This window comes from Ciceribacter sp. L1K22 (assembly GCF_017599385.1).
Taxonomy (GTDB): domain Bacteria; phylum Pseudomonadota; class Alphaproteobacteria; order Rhizobiales; family Rhizobiaceae; genus Allorhizobium.
Map to the genome: position 1 here is coordinate 2,312,308 of NZ_JAGFPK010000001.1, position 25,181 is coordinate 2,337,488.

Below are 25,181 nucleotides of genomic sequence, written 5' to 3' on the forward strand. Positions count from 1 at the left end.
TTCGCGTCGGCCTGGGCCGAGACCAGTATCAAGCATCGTCAAGTTCCTCGCGGTTGGTCGCGGCTAGATGGGCCGCTGTTGGTTTTCGTTTTGCGCGGCGGTGCCACTTCTGGCTCTCGCGCCTATTTTCCTTGTCGGTCCGCACCTTCATTCGGCGCGGCACGTCCACCGCAAATCGTGGCGGCATGACGGTCATCACGGCACCGGTCTGCGGAGCGAAAGCCACGGTGAACTCGCCGTTCGACACACGCTCCACCCCCATCCGCGACGCGGCGGCTATACCGGGTGTCCAGATGCGGAAACGGACGTCATCCGCCGTCACGCCGGCGGCCCGGCAATGGGCCTCGGCGCGTTCGCGCTCGGTGTCGAACTCGACGGCCAGCGTCACATCGAGGATGCGTTGGACGAAGCGGGTAACGGCGTGGTCTGTGACGCGCGGTTTTGTTGGATGATGATGGTCACGGCCCGGCTGCATCTCCCTGTCCCCCGCCTTCTGGTCTGCCGGCGATCAAGTCACTGGCCTGCACCAGGACCGCGAGCTCACGGCGCCGGGCCGAGACCTCGTGATCGGGACGCCGCCTCGTCCCGACTGAAAAATTCTCGATCCACCAGACCTTGGCGCGGATAAGAACTTGCAGCCCGTCCAGCAGCTCGTGACGCGGCAGCACTTCGGCTCGGGCTTCCGCAACTCTGGTCCGGACCTTGCGATCTTCGGCTTCCTTGACCAGCCCATCGACGGATGAGGCCCGGTTCATGGCACGGCACCGATGGCGATCTGTGCGCGCCGCTGGGTCAGCCGCGCGATCTCCTCGTCGATCGCCTTGGCCTGCTCAGCCGCGGCGGCTTGCTCGACCCAGTCAGGCGTTGCGACGAGACAGGCCTGCAGCACTTCGGGACCGAACGCGGCAACGAGGCGAATGAAGTGCTCCACCGAAGGCTGGGACCGCCGGTGGAGCCAGTTTTCGACGGAGGCCGCCGGAATACCGGTCTCGGCCTCGACGTTGACCGTGGTCGATCGCGGGTACCGCTGGCGGAGCCAGTCGATCAGTCCCCCGACGTCGAACAGGGTTGCGGACCGATTCCCGCAATGTTGCGGAGCGGTCCGGGTAGAACCGCGCCAGCCCGTCGCGCCATGGTGAGGCGCAACGGAACCCTCCTCGAAAAGACCGGCACCGGCCGGAACGTCCTGAAACGGACTGGAGGAGGCGCGGGCGACCAGGGCAATCAGGTGCTGTATGCGGACAGGCGACACGATCATGGCCTGGCGCCCCGTCCGGCAAAGACCGGACGTTTCGGTACGAGCCGGCGACAGCGGTAAGGACGCTGCGCCGGTCCGTGGCGCGAACCGGGAGAGAAAGGGAAACGATGAGTGAAGCGAGATCGACGTCATGCCGCCCCCTTCTGGGGTTCGGTCTCCGCCTCGCCGCTGTTGGCGGCCATGTACTCCCGGAGTTTCCGGGCCGTCGCCATGGTGATGCTGCGACCGTCGCGAAGCCTCTGGACGACCTCGGTATTGCCGACCGCGACGCGGCCGAAATAACTCGCGCCCATTCCTGTCTTGGACAGGAAGGCCTCGATCTGCTTGAGGATGACGTCTTCGTCTCTGGCGGTGATGTCGTCGGTCATGGTGCGGGATTTTATCCGCTAAAGAGGATACGTCAACCATCCTCAACGAAGGACGTGCAAAAATATCCGCTTTTGAAGATATTGCCCCGATGAAGAACGATGCGTGGCGGGGCCGCCTGCAACAAGCCTTGGACCGTAGCGGACGCTCGGCCCGCGAGGTTTCCCTCGCGGCGGGCAAGGGCGCCGGCTATGTCCATTCACTGCTAAAAGAAGACAAGGACCCGACGCTGGAGAACCTGCTGGCGGTGTGTCGGGAACTGAATGTCAGCCTTTCCGAGCTGATCTACGGGTTTGAGATATCTCCCGCGACAGAGGAGATACTTGCGCTGCTGGAGGGCTCGCCGGATGCCCGAGACGGGATATTGAAGATCCTGCGGGATACCCGGCGGACTTGACCGCATCGAGGGCGGCCTTTTTTTGTTGCTCCGTCATATCGCTGAGCACGCTTATCAGTTCAGAAACGCGCATCTCCGCCCTCCTTTTCGGGCGATATTGGAACAGACGGTGAACCTACGCAAGAGTGATTCGGAAACTCAACGTTGCGTGGTAAACATGACGCCAGCGGAGGTATCCACGTCATGGATGAGAGTGGCAACAAGGCGCCGTGGTGGGCAAGCGGGTGGTTCCTTGGCGGGCTCCTGCCCCTTGCTCCGGCGATTGTTTTCACCGCCGCTACATTAGCGGGGACACACCCCGCCACAGCGATCGCACTCACCTCGCCTTTTGCCCTTGCGCTGGTCGCCCTCGTTGGGTGCACGTTGCTCTTCCTCCTTGTGGGGCTGCTCCGAGACGTTATGCGCTCGGGCATCGGATTGGCGATCATGGCTATCGTTGCCGCCCTCCTGGTTGGCGGTGCGATAGCGGTCACCGACACGCCCTGCGAGACGGAAATCGACCTCTACGGACGCACAGGTTGTGCCGCTAGATGAAAAAGTATCCGCGATAGCGAACACTCAACTTGACATATCCTCTTTAGCGGATAACATCTTCCCCATGTTCGGTTGATTTGCGACCGCTTCATTGGGGATTGCCATGAAACTCTGCCTCGCTTTTGCGAGCGCTGTCGCGCTCGCATGTCTCGCCATGTCCTCCGACGGGATGGCCACGTGTCAGGAACGGCATACGTTCGACACGTGCCACGCCGCTCTCCATCGCTAGGAGGCGCCCGTGACGCTTTGGACCTGCACCTCCTGTGGCGCGGTGGAGCGCCTCACCGTCATCCCTGACTTCTGCTCCTTCTGTGGCGGCACGATGGAGACCCAAGACGGCCGCTTGACCTATCCCCAGCGCGACGACGGAGTGGCGGCTGTGCTGAGCGAGGCTCATTCCGGCGACGTCGCCGCGATCATCGCGCTATGGCACGACGGCCACCCGCTCACCTCGTCGATGCAGGAAATGCTCGACCGCGAGTTTACCGGGCTGGTGTGCCGCAATCTGGAACAGACCTATCGCGCGGAGGCGGCATGACCAACGTCGTCGCCCTGCCCCAGCACCCGGACATGCGGTTCAGCCTGTCGGTGTTCGATCAGGCCGTAGCACTTGAACCTAACCGCGACCGCGCCCGGCTCGTCGCACTGGATGTGCTGACGAACATCTTTCCCGGCATGCCGATGATCCGGATCGCTCTTCATCTCGGTTTCGACCATCCCGCAAAGGCCTCGACCAGGCTGCAACAGGCCAAGGCCCGGGACTGGTGGGACGACACCCGGGTCGATCACCTCATCGGCTGCCTCGTCGAGCACCAGTACGGCGAGAGGGCACTGTGATGGGGAAGCACTCGAATTTCCCGCGCCGGAAGCACGACGAGTATCCAACACCGGCCAAAGCGGTCCGTCCGCTCTGGCGCTTCCTCGACGATGTCAGGACGTTTGCCGAACCGTGCTGCGGTGATGGCAGGCTGATCCGCCACATCGAGGGCTACGGACCGCTCTGCATCCATTCCGGTGATATCCAGACCGGGACCGACGCACTGACCTGCCCCGTGCTTGAGCAGCTCGTCGTCGACGCGATCATCACCAACCCGCCCTACACTTGGGAACTGCTCGAGCCGATGATCTGGCGGTTTTCCAAGATCGCGCCGACCTGGCTGCTGCTCGAAGCGGATTTCAAGCACAACGAACGCTGCGCCAAGTTGATGCGGATTTGCAGCGACGTGGTCAGCATCGGTCGGGTGCGCTGGTTCGACGACACCGAACACGAGGGCAAGGTGAATTACGCCTGGTACCGGTTCGACGCGCGCCACCGTGGCGACATCAAATTCCACCCCCGCGAAAAACTGCCGCCAATGCCTCGGGCTCGTCCCGCGGCAGCGGCCTGACCAAGAGAGGACAGGATCATGACGACGCGTGAAGCAACCCAGACCGTATCGCTGAGCGAAGAGATGCAGGGCCTGCTCGACCAGCTCAAGCAGGCCGAGAACGACATGCAGGCGCTGGAGGCGTTCATCGACGACGGTGGCAGCAGCCGCGTCTTTGTCACGATTGAGCACCGCGATCCCGCCATCCGCGCCAGGGTCGAACGCATCGCGTCCCGTCTGCCGGTCGAGCGTTTCCTCGTCACGCTGCGCAACGATCTCGGCCGCGACATCGCAAAGGCACGGTCCGAGTTGCTCAACGCGGCCATGGCTCACACCGTCACGGATCACATCCAGGCCGCTGCGGAATAGCCGCACCGGTGCACCATCGCAAACCCGGCAACAAGAGGAGGGCATCATGCTCGACAGACCGGCCAAGGCAAAGAAACCCCATCACACCGATTTTCTGGTGGGCCAGCGCATACGGCTCCGGCGCGCCGTGCTCGGCGTATCTCAGGAGAAGCTGGCGAGCCATCTCGGCATAACGTTCCAGCAGGTCCAGAAATACGAGAAGGGCGTGAACCGCGTCGGCGCGAGCCGGCTACAGGACATCGCGCGGATCCTGAACGTTCCGGTGTCGTATTTCTTCGAGACGGAGAACGGCGAGCCCGACAGCACCGCCCCGGCACCGGCCGACGACATCTCCGCCTTCCTGACCACGCGGGAAGCGCTCGACCTGGCACGCACCTTCGCCGCGATCAAGGATCCGAAGCTTCGGACCCAGATGCTCGCCCTCATCCGCACCGTTGCGCATCTCGCAGACCCGGCACCGGCCGAGGCCTGACCGATCGATTCCGGTTTCCGGCCCCGCGCGGGCCGGTTTCCCGAAACGATCCTTGGAGGGTGTCATGACCGATCTGTCCGCCATACCGCCGCGTCCGCAACGGGACGACACTGAGACCAAACGGCTTGCGATAAAGCGCGTCCTCTCCGATGTCATGGAATGGCTCAAACAGCCCGGCCGCTGGAGTGACGCGGTCGAAGGTGATCTGATGAAGTGCTTCCACGAAGACGCATTCCATCTGTGCAAGCAGCTGGAGTGTGTCGGCTGGAAGCCAGACACGAAGCTCGTCGCCATACTCGCAAAGATCAGTCTTGATCGCACCCATTCCGAGCTAATGCGCGATTGGGTCGCTGCAAACGAAATCGAGGTGCCGTTCTATATCGGCGACCGCGTAGCGACCGCTTCCATAAAGGCTGGCGTCGTCACGGACATCCTGTTCGAAGTCGCCCAGGTCGCAGTTTTGCCCGAGATTGAGGGCGAGACCAGGTTGGCCGGCACCGGCGGATACCACATCGACTTCGAAAAGTGCGTCCCGATCAAGGGCACGATCGGCGAGGCGGTGACGGCATGACGTTCCCCACTCCCATGTCGCTGGAGCGCGCCCTCGTCATCAACAAGGCCCTCTGCCAACGCTATTTTCTCAGCAACGGCCTGACGAACTCGCCTGTGTTGCCTGATCTGACCGGCGTCTCGCTCAGAGACATGCTGACCGCGACCGAACTGGTTCGCCATCACAACGCGACCGCCGAGCCGATCGACGGGAAGATCAGGGGCTACACCGTACCGGATGATCGCCTGGTAGCCGCGATCTATGTCGGCCTTCACTACGAAGCTGACGACGAACCCGTCACGCTTGAGCCGGTCGAGGAAGACGGGCAGTGGCAGATCAAGGCGGTGGCCGTCGTTGATGTAACGACCCGCGTCGTGCTCCGGGACAAGGCGGTGCCGGCATGAACATCACCGCCTTTCCCCTCTCGTGGCCCCCGACCATGCCACGTTTCGCCGGCAAACGCGAAAAGGGCCTGTTCAAGACGTCGCTGAACGGCGCGCTCGTGAACGTCAAGGCGTCGCTCCGTGCCTTCGGTCGCGACAGCGGGTCGCCGATCGAGGACATCGTGATTTCGTCCAACGTCACGCTGGGGGTCACCAATCCCGACGATCCCGGCGTGGCGATCTGGTTCATATGGGACGGCGAGTGGCGCTGTATCCCGATCGACCGCTACGCCAGCGTCGCCGCCAATCTGCAAGCCCTGCATCACGTGCTCGAGGCGAGACGCGTCGAACTGCGCCACGGCACGCTGGCACTGGTCCGCGCGACGTTTCAAGGCTTCCTCGCGCTGCCGGCACCGGCCGGGAAACGTCCCTGGACCGAGGTTCTCGGCGTCGAGCGATCCCCGACGCCATCCGTCACCATCGCCAATATCGAGGAGCGGTACCGCGCTCTCGCCAGGACAAACCATCCCGACCGTGGCGGCGATCCCGACGCCATGGCCGAGATCAACCAAGCCCGTGACGAAGCATTGAAGGAGGTGGGACTGTGACGTCAGAATCGCGACTGCAAGGACTGTTGGTGCGTACTTCGTTGGAGGCGACCTCTAACGGCGGCTGGATACTGGGAAGCCTTCCGGATGAACCCGATATGCTCGGGCAGCGATACGCGTTCTCCAACTCGACCGATCTGCTCCAGTGGCTAGTGAACGAACTCCGCGTCGATCCAGCGACGCTGCGCGCCGGGTTTGTCAGCCCCAGCGAACAGGAGCAGCCATGACCGAGCAGCTCCGCAGGGTTCAGAGCGTCGTCGCCGATCACATGGACGACATCGCAGCCTATTTCAAATCCGGCGCGAAAATCACCGTCCTGGTGCGCACCCCTGATAATCCCGAGGCCGATTTCTGCATGACGAGCGACGACCTCACCGAGGTTGTCGCGATGGTCGAACGCAGGCGCAGCGCGGGGGCGAACTGATGGCCCGCGACCTCCCTATCTCCTTCATGCCCAGCATGTCCCGCTCCTGCCTCGACGATCGCAAGACGCAGACCAGGCGGACCATGAACCGGCTTCGGCGCTTCGGAAAAATCCGCCAGTTCGGCCGCTCCGACACGCCGGGATACGACTGGCACTTCCGCGACAAGGACGGACGGTGGCACGACCTGCGGCACGCGGAACTGCTGCCCTACCTCCGCTATGCCATAGGAGACCGCCTGTGGGTGAAAGAGACGTGGCAGGGACTCACCTTTAGTGATTTCCGCCCGACAAACCGCGAACCCTGCGAGCTTCGCTACGCCGCGACAGATCCTTGCGCAGATTTGGACGGAGCGGCGCGCGGATATCCGTGGCGACCGGCGATGCATATGCCTCGCTGGGCCAGCCGAACAACCATCATCGTCACCGACGTTCGTGTCGAGCAGGTGCAGAGCATTAGCGAGACGGATGCAATCGCGGAAGGTATCGAGCCGTTTACCGACTTCATGCCCTACGGCCGCCATTGGCGGCGCTATCGTGACGGCAGCGGCCTTGGCTATGTCGACAACCCGATCGCCTCCTACGCGTCCCTTTGGACGGAGATCAACCGCCCCGGATCATGGGAGGCCAACCCGTGGGTCGAGGTCTACACGTTCCGCGTCATCAAACAGAACATCGACACGATTGAGCAGGTGGTACTGGAGGCGTCCCATGCCTGAAAACGGTCTCTACGCCCGCTGCGGCGCATGCGAACACGTCTTCCTAGTGGCCCGCCTCCCCATGCCGGTGGCGCAAGCCGCCGCACTGGCAGAACGAGCCGCGTGCTCCCAATGCGGCGAAACCAAACGCATTTTCGTATCCGGTCCGCCGGCGACCAAGGAGCCCTCCGATGGCTGAAACCTCCGACATCGAATGGACCGATGCCACGGTCAATCTGTGGTGGGGCTGCACCAAGGTCTCGCCGGGCTGCGACAATTGCTACGCCGAGACGCTGAACGCGTTTCGCGGCACCGGGCAGTGGGGACCAGGCGCGCCGCGCCGGCCAATCAAGGGCGCTGTTGCCCTGATGCGCAAGCTGCACAACTCGGCAGCGGCGTTCCACGAGCTCCACGGCAGGCCGCGCCGCATCTTCTTCCAGTCCATGTCGGACCTGTTCGACAATGAAGTCGATCCGTCTTGGCACAACGCCGGCTTTGCCGGGATAGAGGTGCTGTCGACCCAGCGGGTGCAGATGCTGACCAAGCGGCTCGGCAATGTGGAGCGCATGGTGCCGGAGCACTGGCTCCGCGCCTGGCCGTCCCATGTCGGGCTGATGATTTCGGTTTGCACTCAGAAGGAGTGGAACCGCGACGTTCCCAAACTCAAGCTGCTCAAGAAGCGTCTCGGGCTACCGTGGATCGGGGTGAGCATGGAACCCATGCTGGAGCCGATTCGCACCGGGGACGAGATTGAAGGCGTTGACTGGATCATCGTCGGCGGTGAAAGCGGCCGGAACGCAAGACCCCTGCATCCTCGATGGGTTCAGGCTGTCAGAGCCGAATGCATCCGCGCCGGTACCGCGTTCTTCTTCAAGCAGTGGGGCACGTGGCTCCCCGATGGCGAGGGCACGTTGGAGCTGCTCGCCGTGCTCAAGGCGAACAAGGTGAAACGCATCGAGCTCCACGCCGATCCGAACCCCTTCGTACCGGTGAGGTTCGACACCAGGACCATGTTCCGGACCGGCAAAACCGGCTCCGGCGCACTGCTCCACGGCGTCCACCATCGCGAGTTTCCGAAGGAGCTTTGCGCATGACCAAGTTCACTCGCGAAACGGCCTTGAAGGCACATCGCATCGCTAAGCGCAAGCACCTGCGCGGCAAAGAGTTGGGGCTGGAGCTCGGCGTCTCGACCGACGACGCCAACCGGCTCTTCGCCCTTGGCTACAAGTGGCAGTTGATCGCCGAGGCTCGCCTCACCGAACCTGAAAAACTGCTTATCCGCTGCCTCGCTGCCGAGCATCTTGAGTTGCTGTCGGCCGGCGCCAGCAGAAGTCCGGAATCGAAACTCGTGTCCTGGCGGGCCCGGAAATCCGAAGGCTGGGCCGCCGCAACGGCAAACAAGCGTCTCTTTGATGAGCGATGGGACGAGAAATCCGGCCTTTACGTCAAGGGGCTGCATTTCGTCCACGTCGCCGGCAACGGCTACATCTGGCTTCTCGATGCCGGGTGGGCCTGTGCCGATGCAATGGGACTAATCGAATGACCGGCGAATCCCCCCTCTTCGCCGGCATAGGGGGCCACCAGAGCGCCCGATCGCGGACCGATGAATGGCTCACCCCCCCATTCATCATCGCTGCGCTCGGTGGCCCCGCATCTTTCGACCTGGACCCGTGCGCCCCGGCCAAGCGGCCTTGGGCCACGGCGACCCGGCATTACACCGCGTTCGACAACGGCCTGATCCTGCCGTGGTTCGGCCGCGTCTGGCTCAATCCGCCGTATTCGACCTCGCTGCTCGGCCGGTTCATGGGCCGCATGGCGGCGCACGGCACCGGTACCGCGCTCATCTTCGCCCGAACCGAGACGGAAGCGTTCTTTCGCCACGTCTGGGACAGGGCGACCGCGCTGCTGTTCATGGAGGGTCGGATCAACTTCCATCTCCCCTCGGGCAAGCAGGCTAAAGGTAATGCCGGCGCCCCGACCGTCCTGATCGCCTATGGTGACACCGACGCCGAGATCCTGAGCGGTAGTGGCATCGCGGGCAAGTTCGTGCCGCTCTTGCTGCCCCGGTTTTGGTCCATCGGCGCGACCCGGGGAACCTGGCGCGATGCCATCGTTTCATTCCTGAAACACTGTGACGGGCCTGTCCGGCTCGACGAGCTCTACCGCGCCTTCGCCCACCATCCGAAGGCGAGCACCAATCCGAACTATGACGCCAAAATCCGGCAGGAGCTGCAGCGCGGTCCGTTCCGCCGCATCGATCGAGGCCTTTGGGAGTATGCCGATGAGCACTGACCAAGTGAAACTCAACCCGATGGATATTGACGAGCTCCGCCCGTGCGCGGTCTGCGGCAAGGGCGTGATGCACACCGGCAGTCCGGTGTTCTACGAACTCAACATCGCGAGCTGCGTCGTCGATCTCAAAAACGTCCAGCGCATGCATGGCCTGGAACAGATGATGGGCGGCGCGACCGCGCTGGCGCGCGTGTTCTCGCCAAGCAATGTCGTGGCGCAGCGAATGCCGGCCGACCGCGTCCTGCTTTGCAGCGAATGCGCCGGCGTGCCGCATCCACCGCTGCGCTTTGTCGGGGAGAACGGAACATGAGTAACCGCCTCCCCTGCATCAACCCGCGCTGCCGCCGCACCGCAGCGGCCGAGAAGTATCCCGGCTCGGACGAGATCATCTGCAACGGCTGCTACAAGTCGCTCCCGCCCGCGCTCCGGCAGCGGTGGAAGACCCTGACCGGGCGAAACAGGAAACTCAACCGGCTGCACAAGAAGGGCGCGTATCGCGTGCCGGAACGGAACCGCCAGTGGTGGCGCATCTCGATCCGTTACGACCGGGCGTGGACCGCGTTCTGGCTCTCCCTCAAGCTCTATTTCAACCAGTCCGAAACGCCTGTCGGCATCGAGGACTTTCTCAAGGAGAACGGCATTGTCTGATTTTCCGACCCCCGACCTTTTCGGCGACGACATGAGGCGCAGCGCCGTGTTTCACGGCGAGAACCGCCTGAGCCTGATCCGCGAGTTCGGCTCTGGTCCTCGCGCTTGTGTCATCGGCTGCAACCCCTCGAAGGCCAACGCGTCGATCGACGACAGGACGTCGCGCTGGTGGAACCATTGGTTCCCGCTGCACGGCTTCGGTTCCTACGAGGCGGTCAACCTCTATCCGTTCTGTACCTCCAGCCCGGCCGAGTGCCGTCGCATCGTTTCGTCGATCGAAGGCGGCGCGTGGGACGTCCGCGACGATCTCCACTTCGTCAACCTGCCCCACGTCGTGGCCCGAGCCAAGGCTGCTGACCAGGTGTTCGTCTGCTGGGGCGCCATCGCGTGGGACCAGGACTGGATCGACCGCGTCGTCGAGGAAATCCAGACCGGTGAAGAGCCCTGGCCCGACCTGTGGTGCTGGGGCGTCACATCAAGCGGCGCGCCAAAGCATCCCATGGCGCGCGGCGTGCATCGGATGAAGCCGGACGAGCCGGCGAGAATATGGAGGCAGAAGGCATGACGGAGACGCGCCGGCAGCGACGAATGGCCTTGGCCTTTGAAAGACGAGGCCTGACGGGCAAGTGGGGCACATGGCAGCGCTTCGACGTGCCGCCGGGTGCGGTTGGCGGGAATGGCTGGACGCGGGAGGTGACTGAGGCTTGGCGCAACGACCTTTATGTCGTGCTGGTTCGCCCATTCGTCGACGACAACGGCGCGAACGTGACGCACCTCTCGATCCGTACCTTCTCGAACCTTGAGCCCCCGTGGCGGGATCTTCAACGGATCAAGAACGAGCTCTGCGGATCAGAGCTTACGGGGGTGCAGGTAATGCCACCCACCTCTGAACTCGTGGACGGTGCTGATCTCTACCACATGTGGGTCTTTGCCACCCCCCTTCCTTTTTCGATCGGCAGAGGGCGGACGTCTTGACCAAGAACCGCACCGATTTTCGCGCGCTCAAGGCTCGGCGCCAATCCGCCCTGGCACGGCCCGAGCTGCGTCGCGAGCCCAAACCCGCCGCGCCCCGCCCCGCTGAAATTGCGGCAGCGGTCGCGACCGGCAAACTCCAGAAACTCCCCGAAGGAAAGAGAACGCGATGAGTGAACTATTGAGACTCTGGTTCTTCCGCGACCTTACTCATGATCAGCGATTGAAGTTGTTCGGCCTGTTCGATCTACCGGTTCACGAGATCGGTCCTCATCATGGACGGCAAGCGCGCGCACTGCGGCACATCGGGCAGTCGTTGGTGAAGATGGTCGCGGAAGAGGGCTCGAACGGGCTATCCGAACAACCTCGTCCAGTCGGTTGGTGGTACGAGGATCAAACCGGCTGCCTGCATATCAGTCTCGACCTCGAGCTCGGCAACAAGCACGCTCGCGAGAATGGATGGGAGATCAACTGGCTCACCTCCTGTGAGCCTAGCCGGTTCTTCGAAACCCTCGTGATCGGCCGACCGACGCCGGCGCAAATCGAGAAAATCCGAAACGCATTCTACCGGAACAGCGACGACGACGGCGATGATCCCTGGGTGAAGGCGTTCGAAGCAGTTCAACTCCGACTTGGTGTACCCGACACAACCAGGGACCTCTGTCATGATCGCAACCAGTGGTCCCTTGGTTGAATGACTGACACACCGATTGCGCCCAAGGCATATCGCTTAGTCTACTTCATCTTTGATTTCAGTTCGCCCTCCAACCCGGTGTGGACCGCGTCGATTAACGTCTGCAGCTTTGCCGCTGACTCCGAGACGATCCGAAGTCTTTCGCGGGGTGCCTTGGGGGCGTAAAGGCGATCGTACGTACCCACGAAACTGTCAAAATTGATTTCTGCAGATTGCACCCAGTCACATCGGCTTGAGTGATGACTGGTGTCGAGGGCCTCAAGAAACACCGTCAATTCATTAAATTCCGCCGAAATCTGCTGGTTTAGCGCCTTCACGCGCTCGTCGATCGCAGGTTGCCCGTCTGCCGACAATTCAAGGGCCGTCACCTGCTTCTTACTGGCCCTCAACTTGTTGAGCGACTGATCAACGGGCGTCTTAAGCGTCTTAAACTCGGCTAGCGCATGCCCTGCCCTCCACTGCAATGAAGAGCGTCGCGAGTTGATCAAGTTCCAGATCAAACTCACAGCGATGCCTACCCAAGGCGCCCAATCCTTAAACCCCACTGAACCCTCTTAGGTCACAAAAGAGAACGCCTCTGCATTAACGACGCGCGGATGCCGTTGTCGATCTGCTCCAGCACGACGGGATCCGCACGAAACTGATACCGTGACAGAAACTTCTCCCGGTTGCCGAAAAGGCGCACACTCTCCGCAAACATTCCCTGGAAGAAGGACGGCGTAACGGAGTAGACAAAGTCGGGGATCGAAACGACAACTTGGTCTCCCGCCTTGTCAAGTTCCTCAAGTTTAAACTTCTTGCGCGCTGCCAGACCTCGGTCATGGCCCGACAGATTGTGAACCTCGCCGTTGCCGGTCAGTTCAATCAGCTCTATCTGTTGCATTCAGCACCGCCATTAGGTCGTTTTTGCTCAGTACAAAGGTCACACCGATGATTGTACCGGGAAATCGTGAATTAAGATCGAAGACGAAATTACTGTCAGGTGGTTCGTGAGGCGAGTTGTCCTCATTGAACCACTGGACTCGAGGATCGTCTTGTTGTTTTCGTTGCCCTACCAAATAAGGCGACCTCGCTCTTATGCAAGACCGCCCTGATACAATGGTCATTCTCGGTTCCCGCCCGCTGTGGCCTGTGACACCAAGAACGCTGATCAATTCTAGCACTTCCTGCAGGCCAACGCCACCGCGCCCAAAGGTCGCGGCTGCATGATCCCGGGTGATCCCATCCTGTAGTCCAACGAGCGTAGTAAGTGTATCGGCAGATATCCCGCACCCTCTGTGGCTGTCGGTGTACTTGTTAATTGTGGCGCGGGTGGAAACAGAAGCTGTCCGGAGGCTTTCGGCCATCGATGCACCCACGCTCAGGAACCCTAGGTGACACCGATAGACTTCGTCTTCTTCCTCTTTTCGTCTCGCCATAAACGCCGCCACTGACCAGCCGCCGTCTTTACCAGGCGGGTCCGAGTGGCGCTCGGCATTATCAAGCAACTCTCCGATGATGCTCGCGAACCGCGACTTCCCCGACGTGGTTAGTTCGAGCTCATCCGCAGCGGTCCCGAGCCACGCGTCGAGCGCATCACAAAATTCGTCAACGACCTTCTCGCGAGACTGTGGTTCGAGGTGCCGTTCGCTACTTCGAGAACTGCCTGAAGCGCGCCGCACTCGACGCGGAAAAGCCCAAACGTCCTCGGTGTCGGCGAGGTCGGGCAGCTTCATTCCCAAATCCCGGCGAAGCCTTAGCGCCTCGATCACCTTCTGTATGGGCAGGGTCATTCTTCCGCCTCGAAATACGCGCGACAACTGAGGCCACATTTCAGCAAGGACCAAGTAAGCAGCGACATCCGAACAATATTCATCATCAAAGTGGAGCAGTGCCGACACCGCATTCGCTTCAAAATCCAAGATATCCTTAAGCTGCTCGATCGTTTCCTCTGGAAAATCGATAAAATTGAAGTTTTGCAACACCAGCTGTTGATACCGCTGATCCTCTTTCCGTTTCAGGACAGGAACCCACTCCGAGCGCCGGTTGGGCATCAACCCAGACGCGAGCTTGTTCTCCCCGTACTTGCCACGGATCAAGAGCGCCATGGGCACTTTGTTACGTTTGCCTTTCTTGAAAGTCTTCAAAACTTGCCGGGACTTTCTCTTGGCAAACCTGCCCTCGGCAACCGCCGTGCCCTTCAAAGCACCGGCGCCCGGCCCGGCCTTCCTCAGGTTCCGGCGGTACTCCGACAGCCAGAACCTGATTTTATCTTCACCAGAAATCGCGCTTCTTTGTCGGCCAGTTCGGGCGGTGCTCCGCTGGGCACGCAACTTCTGCAGTTGTCTGAAAATGTTATCGAACACTGAAACCTCACTCCAAAGCCGAGGTAAGCCGCTTAAATGTACTGGCGCAACACACGAGTGGTCCAAATGCACAACAATTTTAGGATGAGCTGCCCAGAGCAACGCAGCGCGTTGGGCGCCGCGAACTCTGGGCAGCTCCTTAGCGTTGGCGATGAACCGCCTGGTGCACGAGTAACAGGAACGTCAGAATGGTCGCTACAGAAGACGCGACAGACAAAATCTGTAGGAATACTTGCAAGACCATCTCCCTCGACGGGGTGATCGCGGGGCTATCGAACGGAGCCTCATTTAACACTCCGCTAGCGCCGGGCCATGGGCAACTTGCGCTCAATTGCAATCGCCGCATCGGATATAGGCTTCCTCTTGGCGGACGCAAGTCCGCAGCCCCGCAAATTGCTGTTGCATCCTCTCCCGTCGTCTCCTATGTTCTCTTTAGCGGACAGGCAGCCGGCGCGACGCGCCACAACGCCACACATCTCTTCGGAGCCGCCATGTCCGCAGCATCTCCCAAAGTAGACCCATATCTTACGATCAAGGACATCACGTCTTTGGCACAGGTGCAGCCCAGCACGATCTACCGGTGGATCGAGCAGGGCCAGTTCCCCGCCGGCGTGAAACTCGGCGCCAATTGCGTCCGCTGGCGCGCCTCGGCCATCGCGGCGTGGCAGGACAGTAAGGAGCGCAAGGCGTCATGACCGCCCTGCACCCTTGTCTTCCTGACACGCTGCAGATTTCTCTCACGACCGTGCTGGATGGGTGCCAGACGACAGTCACTTACGTTGTCCCCGCCAGCGATAAAGACCCTATGGAGATGGCCCTCGGTGAGTTGCGGGCCTACCCGGCACTGACTGCGGCATGCATGCTTGAAGCAGTAGTTCAGGCTCACACTCGCAGTTCATCAGCGGGATAATTTTGCGGGCACAAATGCGGGCATCGTTAGCCGGATAGTGAAACAAAGTATAGCGATCACAATTACATAAAGGCATGATTGGGGCGGACACCTCTTCCGCCAATTCGCCTTCGAAAATCTTCGCTTTCCCGGACGTGCTGCTGACTTGCAATTATTGGCGCCAGGAGAGGTATCAGTCGAAGCTAGCCGGGACCGATCCCAGGAGAAGATGTCGTGCGACTCCTGGTGCTAGACGATTGATCAGACGAAGTATCCGGGCCTTTCCTATCCACATCTCGGACTTCCCACCGTTCAGCCCATTCAGGATGGCCGCAGCGGCAACTTTCGCGTCGATCTTGCCTCTGCCACGTCCTGCGGTCATTTCGGTGTCGACCAGCGGCAAAAACGCCTCGCTTACCAGCACGTTGGGCCAGGCACGGGCCCGTCCACGCAGCGCGATTGTCGTGTTTCCGAGACCCGCCTTTGCGGCGCAGTATGCTGGCGCCGCGACTTTTGGCGCGAGAGCAAGTCCGCTGTTCACATTGCAAACGAACCCCTTTGGAGCGGTGGCGATTGTGGCGAGCAGCCCGTATGACAGGCAGAGCGGCGCGACCAGATCGACAAAAACGTCCGCCACCACGCTTTTCACGAGGTCGACGGGCGCTGATGTGACGAGATCGAGCTCCGTCTGGATCGCCGCATTGTTGATTAATCCCCGCGGCGCAAGCGCGTTCAGTGTGTCTATCAAGGTCGGAAGTTGCGTGGGCTTGGAAAGGTCACAGGCAACGAAGCGAAAACCCTCCGTCTCTGGATGATCGGGAGGATGGCGCGAGACGCCGACGACGGTTTGACCCGTAGCAAGCAACTGCCGAACGAGTTCGAGACCAATCCCCCGGCTTGCACCGGTGACGATAATCGGGCGGTCGTCAATCATATTGCGACATCTCCCCTTCATAACGCTGCCAACCGTTTTCGATGGCGGCTAGGATTGCCACTTGTTCGAAATAGGGCACCGCAAACAGGGGTGTATCGCGCAGCCGCTCCATGATGGCGTGGAGCGTACGGACCGAAGGCACCGACACCATCCATATATCGGAGCACAAGGTGGTGAAGGCCTCGCTGTCAAACTGCCGAACACTGATGCCGGTCTCGACCGGTACCGCTTCCTGGCCGATCCGTCGGCGTTGCTCTCTGGGCAATGCCAGCCATGACGGAAGGGCGCGGACAAGAACAAAGACAGTCAACTCATCTTGTTGAGAACAATCTCGCATGCAAACCTCCTTGATTACCGGGTTCGATCTGCATTATCGAGTAATTACTCAGTTTTCCTACTCGCATTTCGCTGGATGGACCGTTACGTGCCGAAAGCCCCGAGGGAGCCCCGAAAGACGCCCCGACAACGCCGGGCGGTCGCAACATGCGCCGCCATCGTCGAGGCGGCGGCTCGCATACTCGAAGAGGGTGGTGTTGTGTCGATCAACACCAATCTCGTTGCCGAAAGAGCCGGGGTGAGTATCGGCACGCTCTATCAGTACTATCCGGACAAGGAAGCTATCCTGGTGGCTCTTGTCCGTCGTGAGCGCGAAAGCCTGCTCAAGAGCTTGCGCACCATCGCCGCAAACAGCCCGACGGCTTTGGAGGAAATGGTCGAGCTATCGATACGACACCAATTCGGGCGACCACGTCTTGCCGCGGCGCTCGAGGTGGCGGAAACGACGCTCCACCTCGATGCCGAGGCAACCAAGATGACGCGGGAAATCGCGGAACTGTCCTCCGAGCTGCTCGTCGCGCGTTTCGGTCAGCTTGACCGCGTCGACCTCCTGACTGCCGTCATCATCGGACGCGCGGTGATAAACGCGGCGGGCGAAGGCCAGCTGCCTGAGACGGCGTTGCTGGACCGCGTCGTCGATGCGGTGAGCGGCTATCTCGAAAAGGTTCGGGGCTAGGCCATCGGCGAACCGCAAGCCCCGGCCGTAACACGAAAGCTATTTTTCATGTGTGTCGTCGGATCGCATCGCCACCAACAACCAGTATCCAAGCCCCAGCGCCACTAGCGCCGCGGCGACAAAGCCCAACAGGTTGGTGGCCATGTCTGACGCAAGTTCCAGGTTTCCGGTGAAAACGTAGCCGAGACCGACATAGAGGCTGACCCAGACCATCTCGCCGGCGATGCCCCAGAGTGTGAAGGAAAGCCAGGATTGCCCTGCCGCCCCGGCGGCAAAATTGACATACGGACCGAGCGCCGAAGCGAACCACCGGGACAGAAAGACCGCCAGCGCTCCCTTCTCGACCAGCATCGCCCGGGCCTTGTCCACGGGATTGGAGCGTGTCGACAGGTGCCTGAGAAACGGCTCGCCGCGCCATCGACCGATTCCGAATCCCGTCTGGTCGCCGGCGATCGCCCCCGCCAGCGCATAGCCGGCGCTTTCCGCGAGCGTCAGGTCGCCTGAAGCGACAAAACCGCCCGCCGTTAACATCAGCACAGATGCCGGGATCGGTACGCCGAGACAGGAGATGAAGGTCGAAAACGCCAGCAGGTGCACGCCATATTGCGGCACAAGGCCGATCAGCCATTCCGTCATGGATCGACTGCCCTGCCCGCAAGCGGCGCGAGAGCGCGAACCGCTTGATCGACGTCGGCAATCAGTGCCTCGACGGGGACGCCTTTTTCCTGAGCCAAGTCCTCCAGACGCTGACGCTTGCCGCGTCTGAAAGGCAGTTGCACCGCCTCGGCCAGTTCCTCTGGATCGACCTGCCAGCTCCGGGCCACATAGCCGATGGTCATCCAAGGCCTGACGGTCTCGTTCTGATGCGTCTGCCAGTAGGCGACCTGGTAGAGAAAGCGACCGGCAAAGACCAGGGCGACCACCGAAGACACGACGAAAGCCGAGAAAAGCAGCGGGTGCTTCCGGGAAAGCGTTCTCACGGCATCAATCGCCATCGGGCCCCTCCAGTCTCTTCAGCCGGCGTGCCTGCATTTCCGGCTTACGCATCCATGAAACCCGCTTATCGCTCCGTCAAGCTTAACTCCCCCCGAGACGCTTGCGACCATCTTGCTAAATCCTCGGAATCCTAACATTGATACGCGCGATGGCCACGCGCCATCGAGGGGGCAATGCATCATGGATACGTTTACAAAGACCACGAGCACCTCGTGGTTCCAAAGGCTCGGCCAGTCGCTGGCAGGCATTCTGATCGGGATCGTTCTGGTCCTTGGCTCGATCGTCCTGCTCTTCTGGAACGAGGGACGCACGGTGAAGACGGCCCGCGCACTCGAGGAAGGTGCCGGCATCGTCCAGACGATCGACCCAAAGGGTGATCTCGTCGCGGCGAACGGAAAGCTGGTGCATTTCTCCGGCACCTTCGAGCCCGGCGGGATCGCCTCCGACGACGAATTTCCCGGCATTTCGGCGCCCGAAGGTGCCGCCGCCCTCATCCGCTCGGTCGAGATGTACCAATGGCGCGAAAACCAGAAGTCCGAGACGCGCACCAAGCTCGGCGGCGGCGAGGAGACGGTGACGACCTATACCTATGAAAAGGTCTGGTCCGACGACGCGATCGACAGCAGCCGGTTCGAAAAGCCCGAAAGCCACGCCAATCCGCCCATGCCTTACGAGAGCCGTACCTTCGAGGTCACCGGCGGGACGGTCGGCTCGATAGAGCTCGGACCGGATGCCTTTGGCGGACTGGGTTCGTCCAAAGCCCTTCCGCCCACGGCAGACATGCTCTCGACCATCCAGGCGGTGACGGGCTCGGGCCAGCGGGTCGTCCTCGAAAACGGCAAGGTCAGCATCCGCAGGGGCGACACCGACGAGATCGGCGCGCTGCGCATCGGCTATAGCGTCCGCACCATCAGCGACATCAGCGCCGTCGGCCGTCTCGAGGGCGGGCGTCTCACCGCCTACACCGCCTCGAACGGCAACGAAATCCTGCTGGCCGAGGACGGCACAGCGTCGGCGCAGCAGATGTTCGATACCGCCATATCCGGCAACGCCGTTATCGCCTGGGTTCTGCGGCTGGTTGGCTTCATCGCCATGCTGATCGGCTTCAATCTGGTCTTCTCGGTCATCGGCGTGGCCGGCGACATTATTCCGCTGGTCGGAAGTCTGCTGCGGTTTGCAACGGGCATCGTCGCCTTCGCGCTCGCCGCCTTCGGCAGTCTGCTCGTCATCGGCATCGCCTGGTTCTGGTACCGGCCAGTTCTCTCGCTGGCCCTGATCGGTGGCGGTGTCGTTATCGCGTTGGTGGCGATGCGGTTTGCGAAATCCCGGGCAACCTCTAAAGCAGCCGCCGTGGCCGCCTGAGATAGCGGCGCGCTCACCCCATGAGCGCGTCGAGCCACTCGCGCGAGAGCGTCCGTTCCAGGTCTGCCGCGATCGCATCGAGCGCATCCTCGACCCCCTGCCGGAAATTCGCCCCGCTGGCTTCGACTCCGAGGCTCGACAGCAGGTGCGCCCGATAGGAATCACTGTCGAACAGACCGTGCAGGTAGGTGCCTGTCACCCGGCCGTCGGCGGAGATCGCGCCCTCGGCCCGACCGTCGACCGACACCGCCGGCCGCGCACAGTCCGGTCCTGTCGTCACGCCAAGATGGATCTCGTATCCGGTGAGATCGGCATCGAATTCCAGCGAGCGGGCGACGGTGTTGCGCACGGTCTTTTCCGGCGCCATTTCGGTCTCGACGTCGAGCAGGCCGAGGCCCGCGACCTCCCGCATGCCGCCTTCAATTCCCTCGGGATCGCGCACGCTGCGCCCGAGCATCTGATAGCCCCCACAAAGGCCGATAATCCGTCCCCCGCGCTGCCGATGCCGCTCGATGTCACGATCCCAACCCTGCGCCCTAAGATCGATGAGGTCGCCGATCGTCGATTTCGATCCTGGCAGGACAACAAGCGCCGCATCCTCCGGAAACCGCGCCCCCGGTTGTACGAACACCACCTCAACGTTCGGCTCCGCCATCAGCGGGTCGAGATCGTCGAAATTGGCGATGCGCGACAGAACCGGCACCGCCACGACGAGGCCTCTGCCCGCAGGCCGCGACAGTTTCTCGAGCGCCACCGAGTCTTCGGCCGGCAGCAGCCGCGCCGCCTTTAGCCACGGCACCACGCCGTAGCACGGCCAACCGGTAAACCCACCGATCGCCGCGATCCCGTCATCGAACAGCGTCACGTCGCCGCGAAACTTGTTGATGATGTAGCCGGAGATCATCCGCCGGTCTTCCTCAGGCAAAATCGTATGCGTTCCGACCAGCGAGGCGATCACCCCGCCGCGATCGATGTCGCCCACCAGCACGACCGGCACGCCGGCCCGCGTCGCAAACCCCATATTGGCGATGTCGCCGGCGCGCAGGTTGATTTCGGCCGGTGACCCGGCACCCTCGACGATCACCAGATCGGTGCCGGCGCGGATGGTTTCGTAGCTTTCCATCACCGCCGCCATCAGGCCGGGTTTGAGAGCCTGGTAGTCCCGGCCCTTCGCCTGGCCGGTGACCTTGCCCTGCACGACGATCTGGCTCCCCGTCTCCGACTGTGGTTTGAGCAGCACGGGGTTCATGTGCACGGATGGCGGCACACGACACGCCAGCGCCTGCAGCCACTGCGCTCGCCCCATCTCGCCGCCGTCGGCGGCGACCGCCGCATTGTTCGACATGTTCTGCGGCTTGAACGGGCGGACCGACAGTCCTCGGTTCGAAGCGAGTCGGCAGAGACCTGCGACAAGTATCGTCTTTCCGACATCAGAGCCCGTGCCCTGCAGCATAATCGATTTGCTCATGTCGCTTTCGGTCACGCCCCTCGCCATCGGCCTGCCGCGCTTATGCCGCGTTTTAGCCTTGTTTTCCAGACGTTTCAGTCATCCGCCGCACGCCATCCCAAACTTGGCGTGCCGTTTTTGCGACCGACCGCTGAATTGCGACATCCCGCGGCGCCGTCAGGCACGAGCGGTGTCGGCGACAGGCATATTCCCACTTCCAGAAATACGAAAGAGGGCCGTGGCGGCCGGGAGTTGAAAATGATCTACGTCTTCACCGAGAAGAACAGCATCCGCATCGTCTGGAATTCGGCCCCGGCCCCGGCGAAGCGGGCCGCGAATTGGGAAAGCTGGCGCCCCTTGGCGCGTCGCGTCCTCGGCAATCGCTGAACTCATCAGGTCATGGTGTGAAAATGCGCTCCGGCACGCAAAACCTGAGCCGGAGCGCTACGGTCGCTGACCGCTGAAATTCGTTTTAAAGCCACATTCTTACCGGACCGTTAGTGTCCAATAACCAAATTTGTGCCGATACCGGGCGACGCAGAGAAGACACTGTGCGTCTCACGTGGACACGCAAATTTCCTGGTTGTCGTTCCCTCCCCTAAAAGCGCTGTGAGAGCGGCGGAAAAGACCCTCTTGCGGGCTTTATCTGCATGAAAAGGTTGATTTCCGTGGCGGAAGCTCTACGCTTGTCTCCGTCAAACGCGGATGCACGCTGGCGTCGACAGGGTTCCGTCGCCGGAAGAAAAAGACAATCCCCTTGACGCATTCGAGGCTGTGCCGCTCAACCCAAGCTTTGCGGAGCAGTCCCGGTCACGCCATTGGACGGATTGGCTTGCAGTATCCTCTCCGTCCCGTCTTTGAACGCTGCACATCCCGAGACTGGGAGGTCTTGACCTATGAAGAAGCTCCTCGCTTCCACTTTCCTTGCCGCCAGCATCTACGCGCTCGCCGGCTCTGCTCAGGCAGCCGAATGCGGTGACGTGTCGATCGCTGAAATGAACTGGGCATCGGCCGGCGTCGCCGCTTATGTCGACAAGATCATCCTCGAAAACGGCTACGGCTGCAACGTGACGGTCGTCACGGGTGACACCATGCCGACGTTCGCCTCCATGAACGAAAAGGGCCAGCCGGACATGGCGCCGGAATTCTGGGTCAATGCCGTGCGCACCGCGCTCGACGAGGCGATCGCCGAAGGCCGCCTGATCCAGGCCGCTCCGCTGCTCTCCGACGGTGGCGTCGAAGGCTGGTGGATTCCGAAGTTCCTGGCCGACGAGCACCCGGACATCAAGACGGTTCAGGATGCGCTCGAGCATCCGGAACTCTTCCCGGCTCCCGAAGACGCGTCCAAGGGCGCCGTCACCAACTGCCCGGCTGGCTGGAACTGCCAGGTTTCGACCGCCAACCTTTATCGCGCGCTGAAGGCCGACGAGAAGGGCTTCGAACTGGTTGATACCGGATCGGCCGCCGGCCTTGACGGCTCGATCGCAAATGCGTTCGAAAACAAGAAGGGCTGGCTCGGCTATTACTGGGCTCCGACCGCCATCCTCGGCAAGTACGAGATGGTCCGTCTTTCCTTCGGCGTCGAGCACGACAAGGCCAACTGGGACGCCTGCACGGCCGTTCCGGACTGCCCGGATCCGAAGGTCAACGCCTATCCGGTCTCTGACGTCTACACCGTCGTCACCAAGGGCTTCTCCGAAAAAGCCGGCGTTGCCATGGACTATGTGAAGACCCGCAAGTGGGACAACCAGACCGTCGGCAAGGTTCTCGCCTGGATGGACGAAAACCAGGGCACCAATGAAGATGGCGCCAAGCATTTCCTCGAAAACTACGAGGACATGTGGACGACCTGGGTTGCCCCCGAGGTTGCCGAGAAGGTCAAGGCCGCTCTCTGATATCATTGTGACGTAATCCGCGGCGGGCTCCCGGGCCCGCCGCGCCTTCTGCGAAGCGGCCTGCCGCATAACGCCATTCAACGACGACCGACGTCGCAGACGGTATGAATTCCATCTTGGAACTCGATTAGCCTCTCGCCGCGGGATTATGGCATCGCCGTCAAGGCCCATCGCAGCGTTTCGAACGCCACAAAGACGAGGGCTCAAAAGGGGAAAGAGATGGCTTCGACCTTATGCAACTACCTGCCGGAACTGCTCTGCAAGTTTCCGGCGATCGACAACGACCTCATGCGCGTCGTGCGCAAGAGCGTGGACGACAGTTTCAAATCCTTCGTCCGTGCCTATGGCAACGTGATCGACGCGGTCACGCACCCTCTCCAGCTCTTTCTGAACTGGCTTGAGGCGCTCTTCGTCAGCACGCCTTGGTTCATTTTCCTTCTTGTCATGGTGGTGATCGTCTATCTGGCGAGCCGCAATCTGAAAATTGTCGCGCTGACGATCGTCGGTATGCTGCTGATCGGCTTTGTCGGCCTGTGGGAAGACACGATGATCACGCTCGCGATCGTCACCGTCTCCACGCTTCTTGCCATCGTCATCGGCATCCCGATCGGCATCATGATGGCCCGTTCAGACCGCGCCCAGTCGATCGTCAATCCGATCCTGGATGTCATGCAGACCATGCCGAGCTTCGTTTACCTCATCCCCGTGGTGATGATCTTCGGCATCGGCAAGGTTCCAGGGGTCATCGCCGTCGTCATCTATGCGGTGCCGCCGATGATCCGCCTGACCAACCTCGGCATCCGCCTCGTCGACCGCGAGGTGCTCGAGGCCGCCGACGCCTTCGGCTCTTCGCCCGGGCAGAAGCTGAGAAACGTTCAGATCCCGCTTGCCCTCCCAACAGTCATGGCCGGCATCAACCAGACCATCATGATGTCGCTGGCCATGGTCGTCGTCGCATCCATGATCGGCGTCGGCGGGCTCGGCAAGAACGTGCTGCAGGCGATCTCCAACCAGTTCCTCACCATCGGCTTCCTGAACGGCTTCGCGCTGGTCGCCATCGCGATCATCTTCGACCGCACCAGCCAGGCCTTCGGCAAGCGCCTGCAGAAACACACGGAGGTCGTCCATGGCTAGTCACGGCATCGAAATCCGCAATCTCTACAAGATCTTCGGACCCGACGGCGCGGCCTATATAGACCGCGTCAAGGACGGCATGTCGAAGGCGGAACTCAACGAGAAATACGGCCACGTGCTCGGCCTGAAAGACATCAACATCTCGATGCCCGCCGGCGGCATCACCGTCGTGATGGGCCTGTCCGGCTCCGGCAAGTCGACGCTGATCCGCCACATCAACCGGCTGATCGAACCGACCTCCGGCGAGGTGCTCTACGACAATGTCGACGTCTGCCGCATGAACCAGACGGAACTGCGGGAATTTCGTCGCCACAAGACGGCGATGGTGTTCCAGAAATTCGCACTGCTTCCGCACCGCACGGTCATGGAAAACACCGTTTACGGCCTGGATATTCAGGGCATCCCCCGGAGCAAGAGCGAAAAGACGGCGCAGCACTGGATCGAGCGGGTCGGTTTGGCCGGCTTCGAGCGGCACTACCCGAACCAGCTGTCGGGCGGCATGCAGCAGCGTGTCGGCCTTGCTCGTGCGCTTGCCAACGACGCCGACATCCTGCTGATGGACGAGGCCTATTCGGCGCTCGATCCGCTGATCCGCGTGGATATGCAGACCGTGCTTCTCGACCTGCAGCAGGAATTGAAGAAGACCGTCGTCTTCATTACCCACGACCTCGACGAGGCGCTCCGCCTTGGTGACAAGATCGCGATCCTGCGTGATGGCGAGGTGGTCCAGCAGGGCACGGGCCAGCAGATCGTGCTCTCGCCGGCCGACGACTACATCACCGCCTTCGTCAAGGAGGTGAACCGCGGCCGCGTCATCATGGTCGATACCATCATGCAGTCCGTTCCGGATGGCTTGCAGGCGATGCCGCTCGCCAGCGGCACCGTGCTGGAAGCGGCCGCCAAGGAAATGACCGACGCCGAACAGTCGAAGGCGATCGTCACCGGAGACGGCGGCAAGCCGCTCGGCATGGTCGACCTTCACACGATCATAGCGGCCATGGTCACCCCCTCGACGCACATGGACCCGAAGATCGCCGCCTGAGGGCGACACCGATCGCTGAAGGGCCGCCCCGCGGAAACGCCGGGCGGCCTTTTCGTTTTGCGCCTTGCCGGGACATAAAGAAAGCTTTATATCATT

Annotated in this window: 41 protein-coding genes; 29 read left to right on the top strand and 12 right to left on the bottom strand. The window is 61.6% G+C overall.

From position 1 onward, the window contains the following. Nucleotides 1-28: 28 nt before the first annotated feature. From J5J09_RS11505 to J5J09_RS11520, 4 genes are read right to left on the bottom strand one after another with little or no spacing between them, the layout of a single operon-like run. Entirely contained in the window at nt 29-475 is a 447-nt protein-coding gene (locus J5J09_RS11505; protein WP_208550558.1) for a hypothetical protein, read from the bottom strand. Further along, nucleotides 459-755: a hypothetical protein gene (locus tag J5J09_RS11510; protein ID WP_208550564.1), complete on the bottom strand. Its 297-nt coding sequence runs from the start codon at nt 753-755 to the stop codon at nt 459-461. The genes J5J09_RS11505 and J5J09_RS11510 overlap by 17 nt, the downstream gene beginning before the upstream one ends. Further along, complete coding sequence (locus J5J09_RS11515) at nt 752-1,390, bottom strand: hypothetical protein (RefSeq protein WP_208550570.1); 639 nt, start codon at nt 1,388-1,390, stop codon at nt 752-754. The genes J5J09_RS11510 and J5J09_RS11515 overlap by 4 nt, the downstream gene beginning before the upstream one ends. Further along, the gene (locus J5J09_RS11520; protein ID WP_208550576.1) at nt 1,387-1,626 is read right to left on the bottom strand and encodes a hypothetical protein; all 240 of its coding nucleotides are present in this window, start codon (nt 1,624-1,626) and stop codon (nt 1,387-1,389) included. The genes J5J09_RS11515 and J5J09_RS11520 overlap by 4 nt, the downstream gene beginning before the upstream one ends. Before the next feature lie 89 nt (nt 1,627-1,715). On the opposite strand from J5J09_RS11520, the gene J5J09_RS11525 reads away from it, so the two are divergent. From J5J09_RS11525 to J5J09_RS11630, 22 genes are all read left to right on the top strand, one after another. Beyond that, nucleotides 1,716-2,021, top strand: coding sequence for a helix-turn-helix transcriptional regulator (locus tag J5J09_RS11525; protein WP_208550579.1), 306 nt, complete (start codon nt 1,716-1,718; stop codon nt 2,019-2,021). Nucleotides 2,022-2,204: 183 nt separating this feature from the next. Beyond that, nucleotides 2,205-2,555, top strand: a complete 351-nt coding sequence (locus J5J09_RS11530; RefSeq protein WP_208550583.1) for a hypothetical protein — start codon at nt 2,205-2,207, stop codon at nt 2,553-2,555. 238 nt (nt 2,556-2,793) lie between these two features. Next, the gene (locus tag J5J09_RS11535; protein ID WP_208550587.1) at nt 2,794-3,093 is read left to right on the top strand and encodes a hypothetical protein; all 300 of its coding nucleotides are present in this window, start codon (nt 2,794-2,796) and stop codon (nt 3,091-3,093) included. Beyond that, entirely contained in the window at nt 3,090-3,392 is a 303-nt protein-coding gene (locus tag J5J09_RS11540; RefSeq protein WP_208550592.1) for a hypothetical protein, read from the top strand. Before J5J09_RS11535 ends, J5J09_RS11540 begins: the two co-directional genes overlap by 4 nt. Next, a complete protein-coding gene (locus tag J5J09_RS11545; protein ID WP_208550595.1) occupies nt 3,392-3,943 on the top strand; it encodes a hypothetical protein in 552 nt (183 codons plus the stop codon). Before J5J09_RS11540 ends, J5J09_RS11545 begins: the two co-directional genes overlap by 1 nt. A gap of 18 nt (nt 3,944-3,961) precedes the next feature. Continuing rightward, nucleotides 3,962-4,291: a hypothetical protein gene (locus J5J09_RS11550; RefSeq protein WP_208550597.1), complete on the top strand. Its 330-nt coding sequence runs from the start codon at nt 3,962-3,964 to the stop codon at nt 4,289-4,291. A gap of 46 nt (nt 4,292-4,337) precedes the next feature. Further along, complete coding sequence (locus J5J09_RS11555; RefSeq protein WP_208550600.1) at nt 4,338-4,763, top strand: helix-turn-helix transcriptional regulator; 426 nt, start codon at nt 4,338-4,340, stop codon at nt 4,761-4,763. 64 nt (nt 4,764-4,827) lie between these two features. Further along, entirely contained in the window at nt 4,828-5,334 is a 507-nt protein-coding gene (locus J5J09_RS11560) for a hypothetical protein (protein ID WP_208550606.1), read from the top strand. Further along, nucleotides 5,331-5,717, top strand: a complete 387-nt coding sequence (locus tag J5J09_RS11565; RefSeq protein WP_208550609.1) for a hypothetical protein — start codon at nt 5,331-5,333, stop codon at nt 5,715-5,717. Before J5J09_RS11560 ends, J5J09_RS11565 begins: the two co-directional genes overlap by 4 nt. Then, complete coding sequence (locus J5J09_RS11570; protein WP_208550613.1) at nt 5,714-6,304, top strand: J domain-containing protein; 591 nt, start codon at nt 5,714-5,716, stop codon at nt 6,302-6,304. The genes J5J09_RS11565 and J5J09_RS11570 overlap by 4 nt, the downstream gene beginning before the upstream one ends. A 29-nt stretch (nt 6,305-6,333) precedes the next feature. Beyond that, a complete protein-coding gene (locus J5J09_RS11575; RefSeq protein ID WP_208550617.1) occupies nt 6,334-6,531 on the top strand; it encodes a hypothetical protein in 198 nt (65 codons plus the stop codon). Beyond that, entirely contained in the window at nt 6,528-6,728 is a 201-nt protein-coding gene (locus tag J5J09_RS11580) for a hypothetical protein (RefSeq protein ID WP_208550622.1), read from the top strand. The genes J5J09_RS11575 and J5J09_RS11580 overlap by 4 nt, the downstream gene beginning before the upstream one ends. Next, on the top strand, nt 6,728-7,444 hold the full coding sequence (locus J5J09_RS11585; RefSeq protein WP_208550625.1) for a hypothetical protein: 717 nt from the start codon (nt 6,728-6,730) through the stop codon (nt 7,442-7,444). Before J5J09_RS11580 ends, J5J09_RS11585 begins: the two co-directional genes overlap by 1 nt. Next, nucleotides 7,437-7,622 (top strand): hypothetical protein, encoded by a 186-nt coding sequence (locus J5J09_RS11590; RefSeq protein ID WP_208550628.1) that lies wholly within the window; start codon nt 7,437-7,439, stop codon nt 7,620-7,622. Before J5J09_RS11585 ends, J5J09_RS11590 begins: the two co-directional genes overlap by 8 nt. Next, nucleotides 7,615-8,517 carry a DUF5131 family protein gene (locus tag J5J09_RS11595; protein WP_208550632.1) on the top strand — a complete coding sequence of 301 codons (903 nt, stop codon included), beginning with the start codon at nt 7,615-7,617 and terminating at the stop codon, nt 8,515-8,517. Before J5J09_RS11590 ends, J5J09_RS11595 begins: the two co-directional genes overlap by 8 nt. Next, complete coding sequence (locus J5J09_RS11600; protein ID WP_208550635.1) at nt 8,514-8,966, top strand: hypothetical protein; 453 nt, start codon at nt 8,514-8,516, stop codon at nt 8,964-8,966. Before J5J09_RS11595 ends, J5J09_RS11600 begins: the two co-directional genes overlap by 4 nt. Next, the gene (locus J5J09_RS11605) at nt 8,963-9,715 is read left to right on the top strand and encodes a DNA N-6-adenine-methyltransferase (protein ID WP_208550663.1); all 753 of its coding nucleotides are present in this window, start codon (nt 8,963-8,965) and stop codon (nt 9,713-9,715) included. Before J5J09_RS11600 ends, J5J09_RS11605 begins: the two co-directional genes overlap by 4 nt. Continuing rightward, a complete protein-coding gene (locus tag J5J09_RS11610) occupies nt 9,705-10,025 on the top strand; it encodes a hypothetical protein (protein ID WP_208550668.1) in 321 nt (106 codons plus the stop codon). Before J5J09_RS11605 ends, J5J09_RS11610 begins: the two co-directional genes overlap by 11 nt. Continuing rightward, entirely contained in the window at nt 10,022-10,363 is a 342-nt protein-coding gene (locus J5J09_RS11615) for a hypothetical protein (RefSeq protein WP_208550672.1), read from the top strand. Before J5J09_RS11610 ends, J5J09_RS11615 begins: the two co-directional genes overlap by 4 nt. Beyond that, entirely contained in the window at nt 10,356-10,928 is a 573-nt protein-coding gene (locus tag J5J09_RS11620; RefSeq protein ID WP_208550684.1) for a DUF1643 domain-containing protein, read from the top strand. Before J5J09_RS11615 ends, J5J09_RS11620 begins: the two co-directional genes overlap by 8 nt. Continuing rightward, the gene (locus J5J09_RS11625; RefSeq protein ID WP_208550687.1) at nt 10,925-11,338 is read left to right on the top strand and encodes a hypothetical protein; all 414 of its coding nucleotides are present in this window, start codon (nt 10,925-10,927) and stop codon (nt 11,336-11,338) included. Before J5J09_RS11620 ends, J5J09_RS11625 begins: the two co-directional genes overlap by 4 nt. Before the next feature lie 166 nt (nt 11,339-11,504). Beyond that, nucleotides 11,505-12,029: a hypothetical protein gene (locus J5J09_RS11630; RefSeq protein WP_208550689.1), complete on the top strand. Its 525-nt coding sequence runs from the start codon at nt 11,505-11,507 to the stop codon at nt 12,027-12,029. A gap of 41 nt (nt 12,030-12,070) precedes the next feature. Here the strand turns inward: J5J09_RS11630 and J5J09_RS11635 are convergent, their stop codons facing one another. From J5J09_RS11635 to J5J09_RS11645, 3 genes are read right to left on the bottom strand one after another with little or no spacing between them, the layout of a single operon-like run. Further along, nucleotides 12,071-12,574, bottom strand: coding sequence for a hypothetical protein (locus J5J09_RS11635; RefSeq protein ID WP_208550694.1), 504 nt, complete (start codon nt 12,572-12,574; stop codon nt 12,071-12,073). 14 nt (nt 12,575-12,588) lie between these two features. Beyond that, nucleotides 12,589-12,912, bottom strand: coding sequence for a hypothetical protein (locus J5J09_RS11640; RefSeq protein ID WP_208550698.1), 324 nt, complete (start codon nt 12,910-12,912; stop codon nt 12,589-12,591). Further along, a complete protein-coding gene (locus J5J09_RS11645; RefSeq protein WP_208550702.1) occupies nt 12,890-14,374 on the bottom strand; it encodes a hypothetical protein in 1,485 nt (494 codons plus the stop codon). Before J5J09_RS11645 ends, J5J09_RS11640 begins: the two co-directional genes overlap by 23 nt. Before the next feature lie 491 nt (nt 14,375-14,865). Here J5J09_RS11645 and J5J09_RS11650 point away from each other — a divergent pair, with 491 nt between their 5' ends. Beyond that, complete coding sequence (locus tag J5J09_RS11650) at nt 14,866-15,069, top strand: AlpA family phage regulatory protein (RefSeq protein ID WP_208550705.1); 204 nt, start codon at nt 14,866-14,868, stop codon at nt 15,067-15,069. A gap of 387 nt (nt 15,070-15,456) precedes the next feature. Here J5J09_RS11650 and J5J09_RS11655 read toward each other — a convergent pair whose 3' ends face one another. Both J5J09_RS11655 and J5J09_RS11660 read right to left on the bottom strand, forming a co-directional pair. Continuing rightward, nucleotides 15,457-16,197 (bottom strand): SDR family NAD(P)-dependent oxidoreductase, encoded by a 741-nt coding sequence (locus J5J09_RS11655; RefSeq protein WP_208550717.1) that lies wholly within the window; start codon nt 16,195-16,197, stop codon nt 15,457-15,459. Further along, nucleotides 16,190-16,534 carry a darcynin family protein gene (locus tag J5J09_RS11660; RefSeq protein ID WP_208550728.1) on the bottom strand — a complete coding sequence of 115 codons (345 nt, stop codon included), beginning with the start codon at nt 16,532-16,534 and terminating at the stop codon, nt 16,190-16,192. The genes J5J09_RS11655 and J5J09_RS11660 overlap by 8 nt, the downstream gene beginning before the upstream one ends. 87 nt (nt 16,535-16,621) lie before the next feature. On the opposite strand from J5J09_RS11660, the gene J5J09_RS11665 reads away from it, so the two are divergent. Beyond that, the gene (locus tag J5J09_RS11665; protein ID WP_208550731.1) at nt 16,622-17,209 is read left to right on the top strand and encodes a TetR/AcrR family transcriptional regulator; all 588 of its coding nucleotides are present in this window, start codon (nt 16,622-16,624) and stop codon (nt 17,207-17,209) included. Between the two features lie 39 nt (nt 17,210-17,248). Here the strand turns inward: J5J09_RS11665 and J5J09_RS11670 are convergent, their stop codons facing one another. Both J5J09_RS11670 and J5J09_RS11675 read right to left on the bottom strand, forming a co-directional pair. Beyond that, nucleotides 17,249-17,845, bottom strand: coding sequence for a DedA family protein (locus tag J5J09_RS11670; RefSeq protein WP_208550736.1), 597 nt, complete (start codon nt 17,843-17,845; stop codon nt 17,249-17,251). After that, nucleotides 17,842-18,204, bottom strand: a complete 363-nt coding sequence (locus J5J09_RS11675; protein WP_208550742.1) for a hypothetical protein — start codon at nt 18,202-18,204, stop codon at nt 17,842-17,844. The genes J5J09_RS11670 and J5J09_RS11675 overlap by 4 nt, the downstream gene beginning before the upstream one ends. A gap of 181 nt (nt 18,205-18,385) precedes the next feature. Between J5J09_RS11675 and J5J09_RS11680 the strand changes: the two genes are divergently transcribed. Beyond that, entirely contained in the window at nt 18,386-19,567 is a 1,182-nt protein-coding gene (locus J5J09_RS11680) for a TMEM43 family protein (protein ID WP_208550745.1), read from the top strand. A gap of 13 nt (nt 19,568-19,580) precedes the next feature. Here the strand turns inward: J5J09_RS11680 and J5J09_RS11685 are convergent, their stop codons facing one another. Then, nucleotides 19,581-21,035 carry a cobyric acid synthase gene (locus J5J09_RS11685; RefSeq protein ID WP_208550748.1) on the bottom strand — a complete coding sequence of 485 codons (1,455 nt, stop codon included), beginning with the start codon at nt 21,033-21,035 and terminating at the stop codon, nt 19,581-19,583. A gap of 237 nt (nt 21,036-21,272) precedes the next feature. Here J5J09_RS11685 and J5J09_RS22970 point away from each other — a divergent pair, with 237 nt between their 5' ends. From J5J09_RS22970 to J5J09_RS11700, 4 genes are all read left to right on the top strand, one after another. Beyond that, on the top strand, nt 21,273-21,401 hold the full coding sequence (locus J5J09_RS22970) for a hypothetical protein (protein ID WP_281436230.1): 129 nt from the start codon (nt 21,273-21,275) through the stop codon (nt 21,399-21,401). A 509-nt stretch (nt 21,402-21,910) separates the two neighbouring features. Beyond that, nucleotides 21,911-22,909 carry an ABC transporter substrate-binding protein gene (locus J5J09_RS11690; protein ID WP_208550753.1) on the top strand — a complete coding sequence of 333 codons (999 nt, stop codon included), beginning with the start codon at nt 21,911-21,913 and terminating at the stop codon, nt 22,907-22,909. A 219-nt stretch (nt 22,910-23,128) separates the two neighbouring features. Next, entirely contained in the window at nt 23,129-24,043 is a 915-nt protein-coding gene (locus tag J5J09_RS11695; RefSeq protein ID WP_208550757.1) for a proline/glycine betaine ABC transporter permease, read from the top strand. Next, nucleotides 24,036-25,085: a glycine betaine/L-proline ABC transporter ATP-binding protein gene (locus tag J5J09_RS11700; protein WP_208550762.1), complete on the top strand. Its 1,050-nt coding sequence runs from the start codon at nt 24,036-24,038 to the stop codon at nt 25,083-25,085. Before J5J09_RS11695 ends, J5J09_RS11700 begins: the two co-directional genes overlap by 8 nt. Nucleotides 25,086-25,181 lie beyond the last annotated feature (96 nt).